This window comes from Herbaspirillum rubrisubalbicans (assembly GCF_003719195.1).
Classification (GTDB): Bacteria; Pseudomonadota; Gammaproteobacteria; order Burkholderiales; family Burkholderiaceae_D; genus Herbaspirillum; species Herbaspirillum rubrisubalbicans.
Map to the genome: position 1 here is coordinate 1,300,435 of NZ_CP024996.1, position 17,669 is coordinate 1,318,103.

Annotated in this window: 7 protein-coding genes; all 7 read left to right on the plus strand. The window is 55.3% G+C overall.

Annotated features, from left to right (window positions below):
- Nucleotides 1-6: 6 nt before the first annotated feature.
- The 7 genes from RC54_RS05875 to RC54_RS05905 all read left to right on the plus strand — a co-directional run bounded on the left by RC54_RS05875 (nt 7) and on the right by RC54_RS05905 (nt 17,643).
- Nucleotides 7-10,266 (plus strand): YDG domain-containing protein, encoded by a 10,260-nt coding sequence (locus RC54_RS05875; RefSeq protein WP_123020413.1) that lies wholly within the window; start codon nt 7-9, stop codon nt 10,264-10,266.
- A gap of 87 nt (nt 10,267-10,353) precedes the next feature.
- Nucleotides 10,354-11,316: a UDP-glucuronic acid decarboxylase family protein gene (locus RC54_RS05880; RefSeq protein ID WP_061790655.1), complete on the plus strand. Its 963-nt coding sequence runs from the start codon at nt 10,354-10,356 to the stop codon at nt 11,314-11,316.
- 10 nt (nt 11,317-11,326) lie between these two features.
- Nucleotides 11,327-12,400 carry an NAD-dependent epimerase/dehydratase family protein gene (locus tag RC54_RS05885; RefSeq protein ID WP_061790654.1) on the plus strand — a complete coding sequence of 358 codons (1,074 nt, stop codon included), beginning with the start codon at nt 11,327-11,329 and terminating at the stop codon, nt 12,398-12,400.
- Nucleotides 12,397-13,650 carry a glycosyltransferase family protein gene (locus RC54_RS05890; RefSeq protein WP_061790653.1) on the plus strand — a complete coding sequence of 418 codons (1,254 nt, stop codon included), beginning with the start codon at nt 12,397-12,399 and terminating at the stop codon, nt 13,648-13,650. The genes RC54_RS05885 and RC54_RS05890 overlap by 4 nt, the downstream gene beginning before the upstream one ends.
- A complete protein-coding gene (locus RC54_RS05895) occupies nt 13,647-14,996 on the plus strand; it encodes a B12-binding domain-containing radical SAM protein (protein WP_061790657.1) in 1,350 nt (449 codons plus the stop codon). Before RC54_RS05890 ends, RC54_RS05895 begins: the two co-directional genes overlap by 4 nt.
- The gene (locus RC54_RS05900) at nt 14,993-16,063 is read left to right on the plus strand and encodes an NAD-dependent epimerase/dehydratase family protein (RefSeq protein WP_061790652.1); all 1,071 of its coding nucleotides are present in this window, start codon (nt 14,993-14,995) and stop codon (nt 16,061-16,063) included. Before RC54_RS05895 ends, RC54_RS05900 begins: the two co-directional genes overlap by 4 nt.
- Nucleotides 16,060-17,643: a TolC family protein gene (locus RC54_RS05905; protein ID WP_082803219.1), complete on the plus strand. Its 1,584-nt coding sequence runs from the start codon at nt 16,060-16,062 to the stop codon at nt 17,641-17,643. Before RC54_RS05900 ends, RC54_RS05905 begins: the two co-directional genes overlap by 4 nt.
- The last annotated feature ends 26 nt before the right edge of the window (nt 17,644-17,669 follow it).

A 17,669-nucleotide genomic window follows, 5' to 3' on the forward strand; every position in this document is an offset into this window, starting at 1 on the left:
AACAGCATGAATAAAATCTATCGTCTGGTATTTTCCAAGCGCCTGGGCATGATGGTGGCCGTGGCAGAGACCACTAATAGCCGAGGTAAGGGATCTGGTGGCGTAATCGGGAGCGTTGAAGGCAATGAGCGCCGTCCGGTGGTGTTGCGCCGCCTGTCGATGGCGATGATGGCGGCTTTCTCCCTGAATACCATGTTGCCAAGCTGGGCCGCCTCTCCGTTGCCTACGGGCGCTGCGGTTACCCATGGTGTCGGCTCGGTCTCGACCAGTGGCCAGACGATGACGATTCAGCAGTCCTCGCAAATGCTGGGGCTGAACTGGAACAGTTTCAATATCGGTGCCGGCAATACGGTCAACTTCGTGCAACCTGGCAGCCAGGCGGTAGCGGTCAACCGTGTGATTGGCAACGAAGCCACACAGATCTACGGCAACCTCAATGCCAATGGTCGGGTGTATTTGATCAACCCCAACGGCATCGTCTTTGGGGCTACGTCACAGGTCAACGTAGGCGCATTGCTGGCCTCGACGGCGACTAATGTGACGATCGCCAATGGCAGCATCGCCTTGAGCGGGCAAAGTGGTGCGTCTATTGTGAACCAGGGCAACATCAAAGCAGCCGACGGTGGCTTTGTGGTGCTGACGGGGCAACAGGTGACCAACACCGGCACGATTGAAGCCAAGGGCGGTTATGTTGCACTGACCGCCGGCGACAAGGTGAGTCTGCAGCTGGACAATGGTGCATTGTTGAGTGTGAATGTGGACGCTGCCGCGATCCAAGCCTTAGTCGATAACAAGGGGCTCATCCTGGCCGATGGCGGCAAGGTGTATCTGACGGCGTCGGGTAAGAATACATTGTTGAGCACGGTGGTGAACAACGAAGGCGTGATTCGCGCTCAAGGTTATGGCACGACCTCCGGCGGGACAGTGGTATTGCTGGGCCAGGGCGGTGATACCTTGAGCAATGGCGCGATCAACGTGTCCGGACAAGGTGCTGGTCAGAAGGGCGGCACTGTTGTATTGGGAGGAGATCGCGTTGCGGTGTATGGCAATGCAAGTATTGATGCCAGTGGCGTAGCGAGTGGCGGTGCAGTCGTCATCGGTGGTGACAGCTTGCACAAGGCAACGAGCGCTGCAAATATCGGCTTTGCGAATCAGACGGTGATTGGCAGTGGTGCGCAGATTTATATCGGAAGTGGCCAGGGCGATGGCGGCTTTGTGGAGACCTCGGGCAAGCAGCTCAGCATGCAGGGGCAGGTCCACGGCAAGAGCGCGGGCAAGGCAGGTCAATGGTTGATTGATCCAACGGACATCACTATCAACACAGGCAGCAGCACGGCGACGAACAGTAGCAATGTCTGGTCGGGCTCGGGTAGCAGCTCGGTGGTGAACAATGCATCGATCGAGACTGCGCTCAACAATGGCGCGAACGTCATCATCACGACGAATTCTTCCGGCGCGGCGGGCGGAAACATCACGGTGGCGGCCAACATTGCCAAGACCAGCGGTGGTAATGCAAATCTGACGCTGGTAGCTAATCAGACTATCGCGCTTAATAGTGGGGTCGGTATCACATCCACGATGAACGCGCTCGGTATCACGATGGCCGCGGCGCAATCGGGAGGAGAGGGTGCGGTATCGCTGACAAATAATGTATTTAATACTAATGGCGGTAATTTGAGCATCAGTGGCGGTAGCGTGAATGCCACTAGCGCCGGTGTGACGATGAGCGGGGTGACGTTTAATCTAGGCGCGGGCACTGGCACGGTGACGGGTACGGTGATGAACGGCACCGGCGTGAACATATACTCAACCACCGTGAACGGCACTCTCACAGTCCAAGGCATTGCGAGCAATGGCACGGGGCTGTATTCCGCAGCTGGTAACGGTGTCGTGACGCTTATCCAGACTGGCACGGGCGCGCTGACAATTAACGGCACATCGACGAGCGGCACTGGCATCCTGCTTGGGGTCAACTGGGGTAACAGCCGCTTCGATACGAACGGCAACGTCTCGTTCAACGGCGTCAGCACGTCCGGTTCCGGTCTTCAGTTCATCAACAACGGCAATAGCTACCCGTCGGGTTTTAACGCGGCGAACGGTACGACACTGAACGTTACCGGCACGTCTACGAGCGGCGCTGGGATTTACTTCGGTAGCAGGAGTGGCCCGACATCGACCGGAGCGGGTAATGTCACGATTCAGGGTAATACCCAGTCAGGCCAGGGCCTGTATTTTGGCGTCTTTAACGACGGTCAGACGTTGGGCGTCACGGGTGCAGGTGCGATGGTGTTGAACGGAATCGCGACGGGCAACGGCACCGGTGTGCTGTTCGGCGACACGGGGGGCGGGCATTCGTTTACGGTGAATGGCAATGTCGCCGTCAACGGAGTGTCAGCGAACGGAACGGGGCTGAGCTGGGGCTCCTACAGTAACGGATACAACGGCGGAATCAACGTCACGTCTAACGCCACGTTGACAATGACAGGCGTGTCGTCCAATGCCTCCGGTTTTGCTTTCAACACGGTGAATGCCGTGAATACGGGTACGGGAAACCTGACCATCGCGGGTACGTCGAACGCGGCCAGTGGGGGGTATGCCGGGACCTGGATCGGTGGTAGCTTCAACGGAGGGATGACCTTAGGTGCGACCGGTGGCGGAACGATGACTGTTAATGGCACAGCCACCAACGTCACTGGCCTGCAATTTGGCGATAGCGCTAGTGGACATTCATTCACTGTGGCAGGAAATATGGCCGCCAGCGGAGTGTCAGCGAACGGAACGGGGCTGAGCTGGGGCTCCTACAGTAACGGATACAACGGCGGAATCAACGTCACGTCTAACGCCACGTTGACAATGACAGGCGTGTCGTCCAATGCCTCCGGTTTTGCTTTCAACACGGTGAATGCCGTGAATACGGGTACGGGAAACCTGACCATCGCGGGTACGTCGAACGCGGCCAGTGGGGGGTATGCCGGGACCTGGATCGGTGGTAGCTTCAACGGAGGGATGACCTTAGGTGCGACCGGTGGCGGAACGATGACTGTTAATGGCACAGCCACCAACGTCACTGGCCTGCAATTTGGCGATAGCGCTAGTGGACATTCATTCACTGTGGCAGGAAATATGGCCGCCAGCGGAGTGTCAGCGAACGGAACGGGGCTGAGCTGGGGCTCCTACAGTAACGGATACAACGGCGGAATCAACGTCACGTCTAACGCCACGTTGACAATGACAGGCGTGTCGTCCAATGCCTCCGGTTTTGCTTTCAACACGGTGAATGCCGTGAATACGGGTACGGGAAACCTGACCATCGCGGGTACGTCGAACGCGGCCAGTGGGGGGTATGCCGGGACCTGGATCGGTGGTAGCTTCAACGGAGGGATGACCTTAGGTGCGACCGGTGGCGGAACGATGACTGTTAATGGCACAGCCACCAACGTCACTGGCCTGCAATTTGGCGATAGCGCTAGTGGACATTCATTCACTGTGGCAGGAAATATGGCCGCCAGCGGAGTGTCAGCGAACGGAACGGGGCTGAGCTGGGGCTCCTACAGTAACGGATACAACGGCGGAATCAACGTCACGTCTAACGCCACGTTGACAATGACAGGCGTGTCGTCCAATGCCTCCGGTTTTGCTTTCAACACGGTGAATGCCGTGAATACGGGTACGGGAAACCTGACCATCGCGGGTACGTCGAACGCGGCCAGTGGGGGGTATGCCGGGACCTGGATCGGTGGTAGCTTCAACGGAGGGATGACCTTAGGTGCGACCGGTGGCGGAACGATGACTGTTAATGGCACAGCCACCAACGTCACTGGCCTGCAATTTGGCGATAGCGCTAGTGGACATTCATTCACTGTGGCAGGAAATATGGCCGCCAGCGGAGTGTCAGCGAACGGAACGGGGCTGAGCTGGGGCTCCTACACTAACGGATACAACGGCGGAATCAACGTCACGTCTAACGCCACGTTGACAATGACAGGCGTGTCGGCCAATGCCTCCGGTTTTGTTTTCAACACGATGAATGCGGTGAATACGGGTACGGGAAATCTGACCATCGCGGGTACGTCGAACGCGGCCAGTGGGGGGTATGCCGGGACCTGGATCGGTGGCAACTTCAACGGGTGGATGTCGCTTGGCACGACCGGTGGCGGTGCGATGACGGTCAATGGCATGGCCACGAACGTCACTGGCTTGCAATTTGGCGCTGGCGGACATGGGTTCACCGTGTCGGGCAATGCCCGCTTCAACGGCCAGTCGATCAATGGCACCGGATTAAACTGGAATTCCTACTATAACGGTTATGAAGGCGGGATCGTCACTTCGGCCAATGCCAATGTGATCCTGAACGGCACGTCGACCAATAGCACGGGTGTTGTGCTGACGGCCCATCTGATCGCCAATGGCGGACCGGGCAATCTGACTATTGCCGGTAGATCAACCAATGGCACTGGCACGTCGCTGGGACGTGGCAATGATGATCCTCAGTTGCTCAGCAATAGCGGCAACGGTACGCTAACTATCACCGGTGTTTCGGTCAGCGGCAACGGTACGACGCTGGGCTATGGCCCGGGCAGTTATGTGGGCTTTCAATATTCCGTGACCGGAAAGGTGACGCTTGGTGGTACCAGCACTTCCGGTACCGGGGTGTACTGGGGGAGTTGGAACAACAGCTGGTATGGCGTTAATGTGACGGCGAACAGTACGTTCAACCTTTCGGGTACCTCCACGACGGGCGCGGGCATCGACTTCTCGAACGAAGTCAACATTGTCAACAAAGGATCGGGCGCGTGGCTGCTGAACGGGAGTTCGGTGGACGGCACAGGTTTCCTGCGCGGCAGTGGTTCACTTGGTGCCTGGAATAACGGTTCGATCGTCGCAACTGGCATTTCTACTAACGGCACTGGATTTTCGGGTGGGACAGTCAATGTCAGCACCTCCGCCAACGGCTCGGTGAGCGTGGCGGGCATGTCGGTCAACGGCACGGGCTTGTCGTCGGCCTTTACCTCGAATTCGAGTGTGAATATCAGCGGGACCTCAACGGTGGGTGCCGGCATGTTGCTGGGCGCGGTAACGGCGGTGGCAGATGTACTGGCCAGAACGCCGAACGGAAACCTGACCCTGAACGGCAACATCTCCACAACCGGCGGCAACGTGACATTGGCTGCGGGAACGCTCAGCGCGGTGGCTAATATCTCCGTGGCCAATGGTAATGTGACGGGCGGGGATGTGATCAAGGGCGCGGCGCAAAGCGTTGCAGTAGGTACGGGCAAGACGGTGACCATCTACTCAGGCAACGCCAATAGCAGTAGCTTGGCCAGTTTGGTTGCCAATGGTACGACCAGTCAGAATAAAATCTATGCCACCAACTTCACGAGTGGATCTGCGACGGTCAATGCAAACAGTGCGTTGAATTTGTTCTATCGCGTTACTCCTACGTTAAGTATCTCCAACGCTACAGTGTTGAGCAAGGTCTACGATACGACTAACGTTGCGAGAGTTACCGGTACTGTAAGTGGTGCTATTGATGGTGACAGCGTCTCCAATGGTATTTTCGGTGTTTTTTCGGATGCTGCTGCCGGAACTAACAAGGCGGTGACGGTCAGTGCTTCGAACGTTGCTGTTGTCAGCGGGGCAGCTGGTGTTACCGTCGCGGGCTATGTGACGAATACGAATTTGTCTTCATCCTTGACCGCAAATATCGCTAAGGCGAATGTCACCGTGTCGGGTGTGACGGCTAGCAACAAGGTCTACGACATGACCACCAATGCCAGCGTGAGCAATGTCGGCACCGCGACTGTTTCGCTGGGCAATATATCGGCGGCCAATGGCAGCTTGGCTGCGTCAACGAGTTTCAGCAACTATACGGTCACTGCAAACTTTGCCAATGCCTCGGCGGGTAACCAGACAGTAAACCTGAATACAGTATTGAGTGACACGACCAACTATAGTATTGCATCGAGTAGCCAGAATACGACTGCGGCATCGATTGCCAAGGCCAATGTGACGGTGAGCAACGTGACGGTATCGAGCAAGGTGTATGACAGCACCGCTAATGCCAATGTGACCAGCAAGGTGGTGACGGTGGCCTTGGGTGATTCGGCTGCCGCCAACGGTAGCACAGTCAACAACACCAGCATCAACGCTGCGACGGTCACCGGTGCGTTTGCTAATGCCTCGGCAGGTAATCAGACGGTGAACCTGAATACGGTTCTGACCGATACAACCAACTACAGCATTGCATCTGGTAGCCAAAATACCACCACTGCGGCTATTACCAAGGCTAATGTCACGGTCAGTAATGTGACGGCCAATAACAAGGTGTACGACACGACGACCAATGCCAGCATCAGTGGGAAGACGGTCACGGTGGCTTTGGGCAATTCGAGTGCGGCCAATGGCAGCACGGTCAATAACACGACCATGAATGTGACGACCGTGACCGGGACCTTTGCCAATGCATCGGCCGGTAACCAGACTGTGAATCTGAATGCGACGCTGAGCGACACGACGAACTACACCCTGGTCAGTGCGCAGAACACGACCACGGCCAACATCGCCAAGGCCAATGTGACGATGGGTGTCATTTCTGTGTCGGATAAAGTCTACGATGGCACGACCAATGCGGCGTTGGGAGCTGGATCGGCGACGGTGCAGCTGGGTAATTCGTCGGCAGCCGATGGTAGCCTGGCTAGTGCGTCGAACTTCACGAACGTCAATGTCACAGGCGGATTTGTGACGGCAAGTGCCGGGTCGAACAAGTCGGTGAATCTGACCGTGGCGTTGGCTGATACGACCAACTATAGCTTATCGGGTGGGACGCAGATCAATACCACTGCGAACATTGCCAAGGCGAATGTCACTGTGAGTAATGTCACTGTGTCAGACAAGGTGTATGACACGACCACGAATGCCAACATCAATGGCAAGACGGTCACGGTGGCATTGGGTAATTCGAGTGTAGCCAATGGCAGTACGGTCAATAACACGTCCATGAATGTGACGACCGTAACCGCTGTGTTTGCCAATGCTGCGGCGGGTAATCAGACGGTCAATCTGAATACGGCGTTGACCGACACGACGAACTTCTCGTTGGTGAGTGCGCAGAACACGACCACGGCGAACATTGCCAAGGCTAATGTGACGGTGAGCGGGGTGACTGCCAACAACAAGGTCTACGACACCACGACTAATGCCAGCTTGAGCAGCAATGGCAGTGGCACGGTGCAGTTGGGTAATGCGTCGGCCGCCAATGGTAGCCTGGCGGCGGCATCGGCCTACAGCAACTACACCGTCACGGGAGCATTTGCCAATGGATCTGCAGGTACGCAGACGGTGAATCTGAATACGGTGGTGAACGACACCACCAACTACACCTTGATCAGCGCGCCGAACACGACCACGGCGAACATCGCCCGGGCTAATGTCACGGTCAGTAATGTGACGGCCAATAACAAGGTGTACGACACGACGACCAATGCCAGCATCAGTGGGAAGACGGTCACGGTGGCTTTGGGCAATTCGAGTGCGGCCAATGGCAGCACGGTCAATAACACGACCATGAATGTGACGACCGTGACCGGGACCTTTGCCAATGCATCGGCCGGTAACCAGACCGTGAATCTGAATGCGACGCTGAGCGACACGACGAACTACACCCTGGTCAGTGCGCAGAACACGACCACGGCCAACATCGCCAAGGCCAATGTGACGATGGGTGTCATTTCTGTGTCGGATAAAGTCTACGATGGCACGACCAATGCGGCGTTGGGAGCTGGATCGGCGACGGTGCAGCTGGGTAATTCGTCGGCAGCCGATGGTAGCCTGGCTAGTGCCTCTAACTTCACGAACGTTAATGTCACAGGCGGATTTGTGACGGCAAGTGCCGGGTCGAACAAGTCGGTGAATCTGACCGTGGCGTTGGCTGATACGACCAACTATAGCTTATCGGGTGGGACGCAGATCAATACCACTGCGAACATTGCCAAGGCAAATGTCACTGTTAGTAATGTCACGGTGTCGGACAAGGTGTATGACACGACGACCAATGCCAGCGTGAGCGGTAAGCTGGTGACGGTGGCGTTGGGTAATTCGAGTGCAGCCAATGGCAGCACGGTCAACAACACCAGCATGAACGTGACGACCGTGACCGGGACCTTTGCCAATGCATCGGCCGGTAACCAGACCGTGAATCTGAATACGGCGTTGACCGACACGACGAACTTCTCGTTGGTGAGTGCGCAGAACACGACCACGGCGAACATTGCCAAGGCTAATGTGACGGTGAGCGGGGTGACTGCCAACAACAAGGTGTACGACACGACGACCAATGCCAGCTTGAGCAGCAATGGCAGTGGCACGGTGCAGTTGGGTAATGCGTCGGCCGCCAATGGTAGCCTGGCGGCGGCATCGGCCTACAGCAACTACACCGTCACGGGAGCATTTGCCAATGGATCTGCAGGTACGCAGACGGTGAATCTGAATACGGTGGTGAACGACACCACCAACTACACCTTGATCAGCGCGCCGAACACGACCACGGCGAACATCGCCCGGGCTAATGTCACGGTCAGTAATGTGACGGCCAATAACAAGGTGTACGACACGACGACCAATGCCAGCATCAGTGGGAAGACGGTCACGGTGGCTTTGGGCAATTCGAGTGCGGCCAATGGCAGCACGGTCAATAACACGACCATGAATGTGACGACCGTGACCGGGACCTTTGCCAATGCATCGGCCGGTAACCAGACCGTGAATCTGAATGCGACGCTGAGCGACACGACGAACTACACCCTGGTCAGTGCGCAGAACACGACCACGGCCAACATCGCCAAGGCCAATGTGACGATGGGTGTCATTTCTGTGTCGGATAAAGTCTACGATGGCACGACCAATGCGGCGTTGGGAGCTGGATCGGCGACGGTGCAGCTGGGTAATTCGTCGGCAGCCGATGGTAGCCTGGCTAGTGCCTCTAACTTCACGAACGTTAATGTCACAGGCGGATTTGTGACGGCAAGTGCCGGGTCGAACAAGTCGGTGAATCTGACCGTGGCGTTGGCTGATACGACCAACTATAGCTTATCGGGTGGGACGCAGATCAATACCACTGCGAACATTGCCAAGGCAAATGTCACTGTTAGTAATGTCACGGTGTCGGACAAGGTGTATGACACGACGACCAATGCCAGCGTGAGCGGTAAGTTGGTGACGGTGGCGTTGGGTAATTCGAGTGCGGCCAATGGTAGTACGGTCAATAACACGTCCATGAATGTGACGACCGTAACCGGTGTGTTTGCTAATACTGCGGCGGGTAATCAGACAGTGAATCTGAATACGGCGTTGACCGACACGACGAACTTCTCGTTGGTGAGTGCGCAGAACACGACCACGGCGAACATTGCTAAGGCTAATGTGACGGTGAGCGGAGTGACGGCCAACAACAAGGTCTACGACACCACGACCAATGCCAGCTTGAGCAGCAATGGCAGTGGTACTGTGCAGTTGGGTAATGCGTCGGCCGCCAATGGTAGCCTGGCGGCGGCATCGGCCTACAGCAACTACACCGTCACGGGAGCATTTGCCAATGGTTCTGCGGGTACGCAGACGGTGAATCTGAACACAGTGTTGGGTGATACGACTAACTACACCTTGGCATCAGCAAGCCAGAACACGACCAGTGCCACCATCGCTAAGGCCAGTGTGACTGTCTCCGGTGTCACCGCGAGCAATAAAATCTATGACAGCACAACTAATGCTGTTCTGAGCAGCCAGGGTACGGGGACGGTACTGATGGGCGATGCCAGTGCTGCTAATGGCGCATTGGCGTCCGTGATGCCATTTTCAGGCTATACCGTCAATGGGACGTTCGCTAGTCCTGCGGTGGGAAATCAAAACGTTAATCTCAACACACTGCTGTTGGATACCACGAACTTCACGTTGGCCCAAGGCAGCCAAATGACCGCGGTAGCGCAGATCCTGCCGCCGCCCACGCTGCCAAACAGCGGAAATGCTGAAGGTGGAACCAGCGTTGGCAACTACAACGTCAACCCTGGCTTGGGAACAGTAAGCGTAGGAGGGCGCAAGTGGTGGAGCACGCAGGTCACGAATCCCATCGTTGTCGTTGATGAAGGCGTCTCAAAGGGGGCAGATGTTGGATTAAAGAAAACATCCTTGATCGAGGATTCAGTCACTGACACGGATCACCAAAATCCTGATCGTAAGAAGCTGTTGCGCGTCGTCGGCTCTGGCGTTCGTCAATAGTCAAACATAACTGAAGACACAGTAAAACCCTCCTCGGTAACGAGGAGGATTAGGGATCTGTTTTTCAAAAATTGATGAGGCGCCGAAATGGATAAGCGAGTTCTAGTGACGGGTGGCGCAGGATTTCTTGGTTCGCATCTGTGCGAAGCACTGCTGGCGGCAGGTAATACGGTGTTGTGTCTGGATAATTTTTATACAGGGAGTGAGCGTAATGTCGAGCACCTGTTGAGTCATGAACGTTTTGAACTCATTCCCTATGACGTTACATTACCTCTGGACGTGGACGTTGACCTAATTTGCAATTTGGCCTCGCCGGCATCTCCAGTCCATTATCAAAGTGATCCAGTTCAGACGCTGAAGACTAATCTGGAGGGTGCGGCCAACATGTTGAAGCTGGCCAAGCGCATCAACGCGAAGGTCTTCCAGGCGAGTACAAGTGAAGTCTATGGTGATCCTGAAATTACGCCGCAGCCGGAGTGGTATTGGGGGAACGTCAACCCGATCGGGGTTCGTAGTTGTTATGACGAAGGCAAGCGCTGTGCGGAGACGCTGTTCTTCGATTATCACCGCCAGTATCGCGTTCCCATCAAGGTCGCGCGCATCTTTAATACTTACGGACCACGGATGCGCATTGATGACGGACGTGTCATTAGCAATTTTATCGTCCAAGCTTTACTGGGGGAGCCGATCACTGTCTACGGGGATGGAATGCAGACACGTAGTTTCTGCTTCGTCAGTGATCTGATCGATGCCATCGTCAAATTCTTGCAGACATCGGATGTGATGAGTGGGCCGATCAATCTAGGCAACCCCGAGGAAATTCCAATGCAGATGTTGGCGGAGAAGATTATCGCGATGACCGGATCACGCAGCCAGATTATCCATCAACGACTTCCAGAGGACGATCCACGCCAGCGCAGACCAGATATAACGGTGGCCAAGAAGTTGCTGAACTGGTCGCCCCAGATTGATCTGGAATCGGGGTTGGTTAAGACCATTGAATATTTTGAGAGTGAGCTGCTGCGTATTGGGCGTGCGGTCAACGGGTAAGGAGGGCGAAATGAGCGTTGCTATTGTGACTGGTTCTGCCGGTCTGATTGGGTCAGAGACGGTCCGTGTTTTGAGCGAAAAGGGCTTTCAAGTGGTAGGAATCGATAACGACATGCGGGCTGCTTTCTTCGGCCCGCAGGCGTCCATTCGTGACAACTTGGCGGCGCTGCAAAAGGACGTTCAAAGCTATGTTCATCACTCTCTCGATATTCGTAATGCCGAGGGGCTGCGTGATGTGTTTCGTCGTTACGGCAAGACAATTTCACTTGTAGTGCACACGGCAGCCCAACCTTCACACGACTGGGCTGCTGGCGATCCCTTCACAGATTTCTCCGTCAACGCCACGGGTACGCTGAACTTGCTGGAGATGACACGGAACTACTGCCGTGATGCCGTTTTCATCTTCTGCAGCACCAACAAGGTCTACGGAGACACGCCCAATGTCTTGCCTTTAGAGGAACAGGAAACGCGCTGGGAGCTGACCGCAGACCACCCTTGGTACGTGCACGGCATTGACGAGTCGATGAGTATCGATACCAGTCGGCACAGTCTCTTCGGGGTATCAAAATGTTCGGCCGATCTGCTAGTGCAGGAATATGGTCGCTATTTTGAAATGAAAACGGCGTGTTTTCGGGGCGGATGCCTGACGGGGCCGGCACATACCGGCGCACAACTACATGGCTTCCTTTCTTACCTTTGCCGCTGCGCGGTCCAGGGTACGCCTTACACGATTTTCGGCTATGAGGGTAAGCAGGTGCGCGACAACATTCATGCCAACGACCTGGTTAGCGCATTTTGGCATTTCTTCCAAGCTCCTCGTAGTGGAGAGGTGTACAACATGGGAGGAGGGCGTCAATCGAATTGCTCAGTCATTGAAGCCATCAATCTCTGCGAGAAATTGACGGGTAAGCCGATGACGGTGCGTTATGACGCGCAACACCGGAGTGGTGATCATATCTGGTGGATTAGCGACACACGGCGCTTCAGTGTCCATTTCCCTGAGTGGAATCGACGCTACACGCTGGAAGACATTATGGCTGAGAACATCGACATGATGCAGCAGCGCCTGGAGAAACGGGGATGACCTTTTTCTACTTAGACTCCGGGTTAGCCACGGAGATTGGTCACCATGCTAATTCTTGCCGTTTGATCATCGAGCAGATCAAAAAGCGTGGAATGACCGTGGAGGTGTATGGCCATGTCGGCATGGAGGCGAGCCTGAAAGATGAGCTCAATGCCACGCCCTATTTTCGCTGGCATACCTATAACGAAGTTGCTAATGAGACAGTTTGGGGGAGGCTGGATGCTTTTCGCCTGGGATGGCGCCATACGTTTGAGGACCTGCGTGCACTGAGCCCATTTATCAAGCGTGGGGATCTCGTCTATTTCAATTCAGTGAGACCGGCTCAGCTGATGGCTTTGGCGCTTTGGATTGGGACGATGGATGTAAGGCTCATGCCCACTATTGTGGCTGAGTTTGGGTCCGACAGCGGACTGCAACAGTCTGCTCCCATGACGCCGGACTGGATGCTGCCAGACCTTCGACACGACATACGTCCGTTGTTCTACCGTATAGCGGCAGATGCTTTACGTGATGCAGCGCCTCGCCGTCTGCATCTCTTGGTATTCGATGAGTGGGTCGCAAAAAGCTACAGCGCCTTACTGGGTCTGGATGTCAATGATGCCTCTGCGCCCCGTCAAGCAACTACGGATTGCCGCCGTCGGACCGGTTTGCCGGTGGTGACCATTGGAATTCTTGGGGAGCAGCGCCCCGCTAAAGGCTACGAGTTCGTTCCCGAGGTGATTCAGCGCGTTCTTGATGCAAGACCGCAGCGCGTGAAGTTCCTTGTTCATAACGCGGTGCCAGAAGCAATGCCGCAAGTGCAGGCGCGAATGCGCGAGATGGCCTTGCAGGATTCTCGTATCGAGTTGGATGAGCAACCTGGCACCCCCGCACGTTGGAATGCGTTGTTGGGACGGTCCGATCTCATGCTTTGCCCCTATTTCCCCGGTGTTTATCAGACCTCTTATTCGGCTATTGCCATCGAGGCCTTAGCGAATGCGATACCTGCGGTCGTGCCGGCCGGTACGACCTTGTCGCATACGCTGGAACGCTTTTCGTGTGCAACCTCCTTCGGTCAATTCGAGGCGAGCTCAATCGCGGATGCGGTCATTGCGGCAGTGGACCGTATGGATGAACTGGCTGAGATGGCCAAGCGTGCCAGCAAACTGTGGGCGCAAGAATATGGCCCCGGTCATCTGGTACGCACTCTGCTCGGCATGCACGAACGGTTTGATGAAGAGCGACAGCAGATTCAATGGGAGCAACGATGAAAGTTTTATTTACCAATCCTCCGTGGTGGCCGGACCAGGCTCCACAGTTTGCCGATGGCCGTTTATATCACGCCGCAGGTGTGCGTGCAGGATCCCGTTGGCCGTTCACGATGGCAGTTCCCTTTGCGCCGGATCACTTTGAGTTCGGCTCCTATCTGCCGTATCCATTTTTTATGGGCTATGCGAGCACGTGGTTGGCGGCTAAGACAAGCGCTGACGTGACTTTCAGGGACAGTATCGCGCTGCGCGAGTCCTATGACGCTTACCTTCGTTTTCTAGACAGCACTCGCTACGACTATATTTTTATCGAGTCGGCCACGCCGAGCTGGAACCATGATCGCTCTTTGATCCAGACGATCGCACATCGTTATCCTGGCACCCGCATTGTTGTCTGTGGTCCGATCTCGTCGCTGGGCGAGCAGCTTTTCAATGAGGCACCGTTGCATGCAGTGATTCAAGGAGAGTATGAAAAAGGATCGGTGCGGGTAGTGCAGGGCGAGCAGGGATTAATCGGCCATGATCTGTTGACTGTGGCAGAGATGAATGCTTCACCGCATCCCTATTTTGATGCCTTACATGCCCATCGCTATTGGGATGGCAATCCGATTGGCTGTGTGCCGCCACAGGGGCACGTCTGGTCTAGTCGCGGTTGCCCCTTTAAATGCATTTTCTGTGTATGGCCAGCCACGATGACCGGCAATGACCCAGATGGTAGTGGAAAGCGGGTGGTGCGCCACTACAGCGCAGACTATATGGAAGATTTTCTGCGTGAGCTGGTGGCGCGCTATGGTTTCAAGACGCTTTATTTCGATGACGATACCTTCAATCTCGGCGATAAACATGTACGCGAGATGTGTGAAGTCATGCGTCGTATTGGGGTGCCTTGGTCTGCCATGTGTCGCGCGGACAGTTCGTCAATGGAGCTGTGGCGTGAGATGAAGGACAGCGGATGCTTTGGCGTAAAACTGGGCTTTGAGAGCGGTAACCAGTATGTGGTGGATCACATCGTTAACAAGCGCCTCGATTTGGAGAAGGCCCGCCAGGCTGCAATGGAAATTAAGCGGACAGGGATGACCCTGCACGGGACTTTCACGTTTGGTCTGCCCGGGGAAACGCGCGAGCAGATGGATGACACGCGTCGCTACATCGCCTCTATTCCCTTTGACAGCGTTCAGCATTCAGGCTGCGCTGAAATCGAGGGAACGCCGTTGCACACGCTGGCCAGTGGCGGCGAGATTCGTAACTACGATGGCGCGACCATTGATCCTACCTATATCCGTGAGTCCGATGGCGCATCCAAGTTGCGTCGGATGATCAGCATCTTCAGTGACAGGAGCAGAGGATGAAGGTGCTTGTCACAGGCGGCGCAGGTTTCGTCGGTTCATCAGTGGCGTTGTCACTGATTAAAAGTGGTCATAAGGTGGTTGTGCTGGACAACGGCCGGCGCGAGGGTGGCCTGTTCAATGTGCAACGCCTACGTAGCGCTGGGGTGGCTTATGTGCATGGTGATGTACGCGTCATGGCGGACATTGAAGCGACTGGGAAGGTCGATTTGATCGTTGACGCCTCCGCAGAGCCGTCGGTGCACTACGGTTATGGTGGTGATCCTCGTTATCTGATTGATACCAATCTGCTCGGTACCGTCCATTGCCTAGAATGGGCACGGCGATGTGATGCAGCATTTCTGCTGTTGTCGACCAGCCGTGTCAATCCAGTGGCTGCATTGCGTGCATTGCCGCTCAATGAACTGGAGAGCCGATTTGAATTGCCACAGGATGTTTCTGCGCGTGGCCTGAGCTGGCAAGGTATTGACCACCATTTTCCACTGGAAGGCGCGCGTTCTATGTACGGCGCTACCAAACTAGCCTCGGAGCTGTTGGTGCAGGAGTATGCAGCGATGTACGGGGTGCGCAGCCAAATTCTTCGCTGCGGTGTGATCGCCGGACCTTGGCAAATGGGTAAGGTGGATCAGGGATTTCTTGCGCTTTGGGTGGCAGCACATGTGTTTGGCTATTCCCTGGCGTACTGCGGTTTCAATGGGAGCGGTAAGCAGGTGCGGGATGTATTGCACGTGGATGACCTGTGTGACCTTATCCATTTGCTGTTGAGTCAATCGAACTGGAACGGTCGGTTGACTTACTGCGTGGGAGGCGGGAGAACGGCCAACGTATCACTACTCGAGTTAACCCAGTTGTGTGAGCAGGTGACTGGCAATCGGATCGAGATGGGATGCGATCCGACCACACGTGATGCCGACATTCCCTTTTTCGTTACAGACAATTCCTGTCTGACCGAGCATGTCGGTTGGATCCCACAACGCGATGTTGTGACGACGGTGCGCGATACCGCAGCCTGGATTGACGAGAACCATGATCTCTTGCTGAGCTACTTTGTCCAAGGGAAGCTGCGATGATTTTTGGAAATTTTACAGGCTTTTCTAAAGCCAATAGAAAAGTTGGCGATCAGAATGAAAGCGGGATGGGGCATTGGATGCGTCTGGCTAGAGTGGTATGGATCGGCTTGGTCATCGTGGCAACGACACAAGTTCCTACGGTTTGGGGGCTGGATATGAAGGTCGTCGCGAAGAGTGCAGCCAAGGTGGTGGCTGAGAGCGGGAATCTGGTCCAAGCGACCACGCCTGCGCAGCTAATCCTGGGCGAACTGTTGGAACGTGGAACGGTGGATATTCCTGTGACCATGCCGTTGGAAGCACCGGAGGATGGTGCCATTCCGGCACCTGTAGATCCGATCCCAAGTATTACGCTCGCTGAGGCGATTGACAGTACTTATCAAGGAAGCCCTGAAGTGGGGGCGCAAGCTGCACTGGCTAAGGCTAACCGTTGGATCGCTAGAAGTTCACTTGGGAAGTTGGGGCCTAAGCTGGATGTGGAGTATTCACGTGGTCGTGAACACTCCTCCGCGTCCGGGGACGCTGGGAATGTGACGCCGGTGGTTTTGCCCTACCACACCCGGACCGACCAGTCGATGGTGTTGCGTCAGCCTGTCGTGGATTTACAGGCTGTAGCCGCGTGGAAGCGGGATGATCGCTTGGCTGATGCGGAGCACTCAAAACTGTCCCAGACCCGTGCGAATGTGGCCTTTGATGTCTCCAGTGCTTACTACGACCTGGTGCAGTATCAATTGTTGGTTGTTCTGGCAAAGGAGCAGTTCTCTCGTACCGGCAATCTGCTCAATTACATGACGCGACGTGCGGCAGGTGGCGGTGCCACCGTTGCGGACCGCGAACGGGTTCGTGCTGCGTCACTCAATGCTAACCGTGATTTATTGGATGCACGTAGTCAGTTGTCTCACGCGCAAATGACCTTTGCTCGCTTGACCGGCTTGCTGCCCGGACAGGTGGTCGTGACACAAGAGAGTTTTCGTGAGATGCCATCCAATCCGGAGCAAGCGATGGAACGCGTATTGAATAGCAGTCCTTCGCTATCGGCTTTGCGGCAGCAAATGGAGGCAGCTTCCTTTGATCGCAAAAGCACGCAGGCCGGGGTATTACCCAAGTTCGAATTGCAGCTTGGTGACTATCGTTCTACCAATGCCAGCGGAACCCCAGGAAGTACCCGCGATGCACGCATCATGCTGACGATGCGGATGAATCTATTCAATGGTGGTAGCGAATATGCGGTCAGTCAGGCTCAGGCGCAGCAACAAGTGCAGTTACGGGAGCAATATGAAGACACGATACGCAAGACCCGGGAACGGCTACAAACCAATTATTTGAATTTGGCGGCGATTCACCGGCAGGCAAGCATTGCACGAGAAGAAGTGCAGGCCAATTTATCCGTCGCCGATGCCTTCGATGCCCAATTTGCTTCGGCCAATCGATCCCTGTTGGATGTATTGACGGCCTACGAAAAGCTCTACGCAAGCCGTGTGAGCTTGATCAAGTTGTTTGTGTCGGAGCGGCGCGCCGTATTTCAGATATTGAAAGATACAGGAGATATGACCACCCTAGATTTTGCCAGGATGGGTTCGTAATTTGCACTGCGGTAGGAATAAGGAGT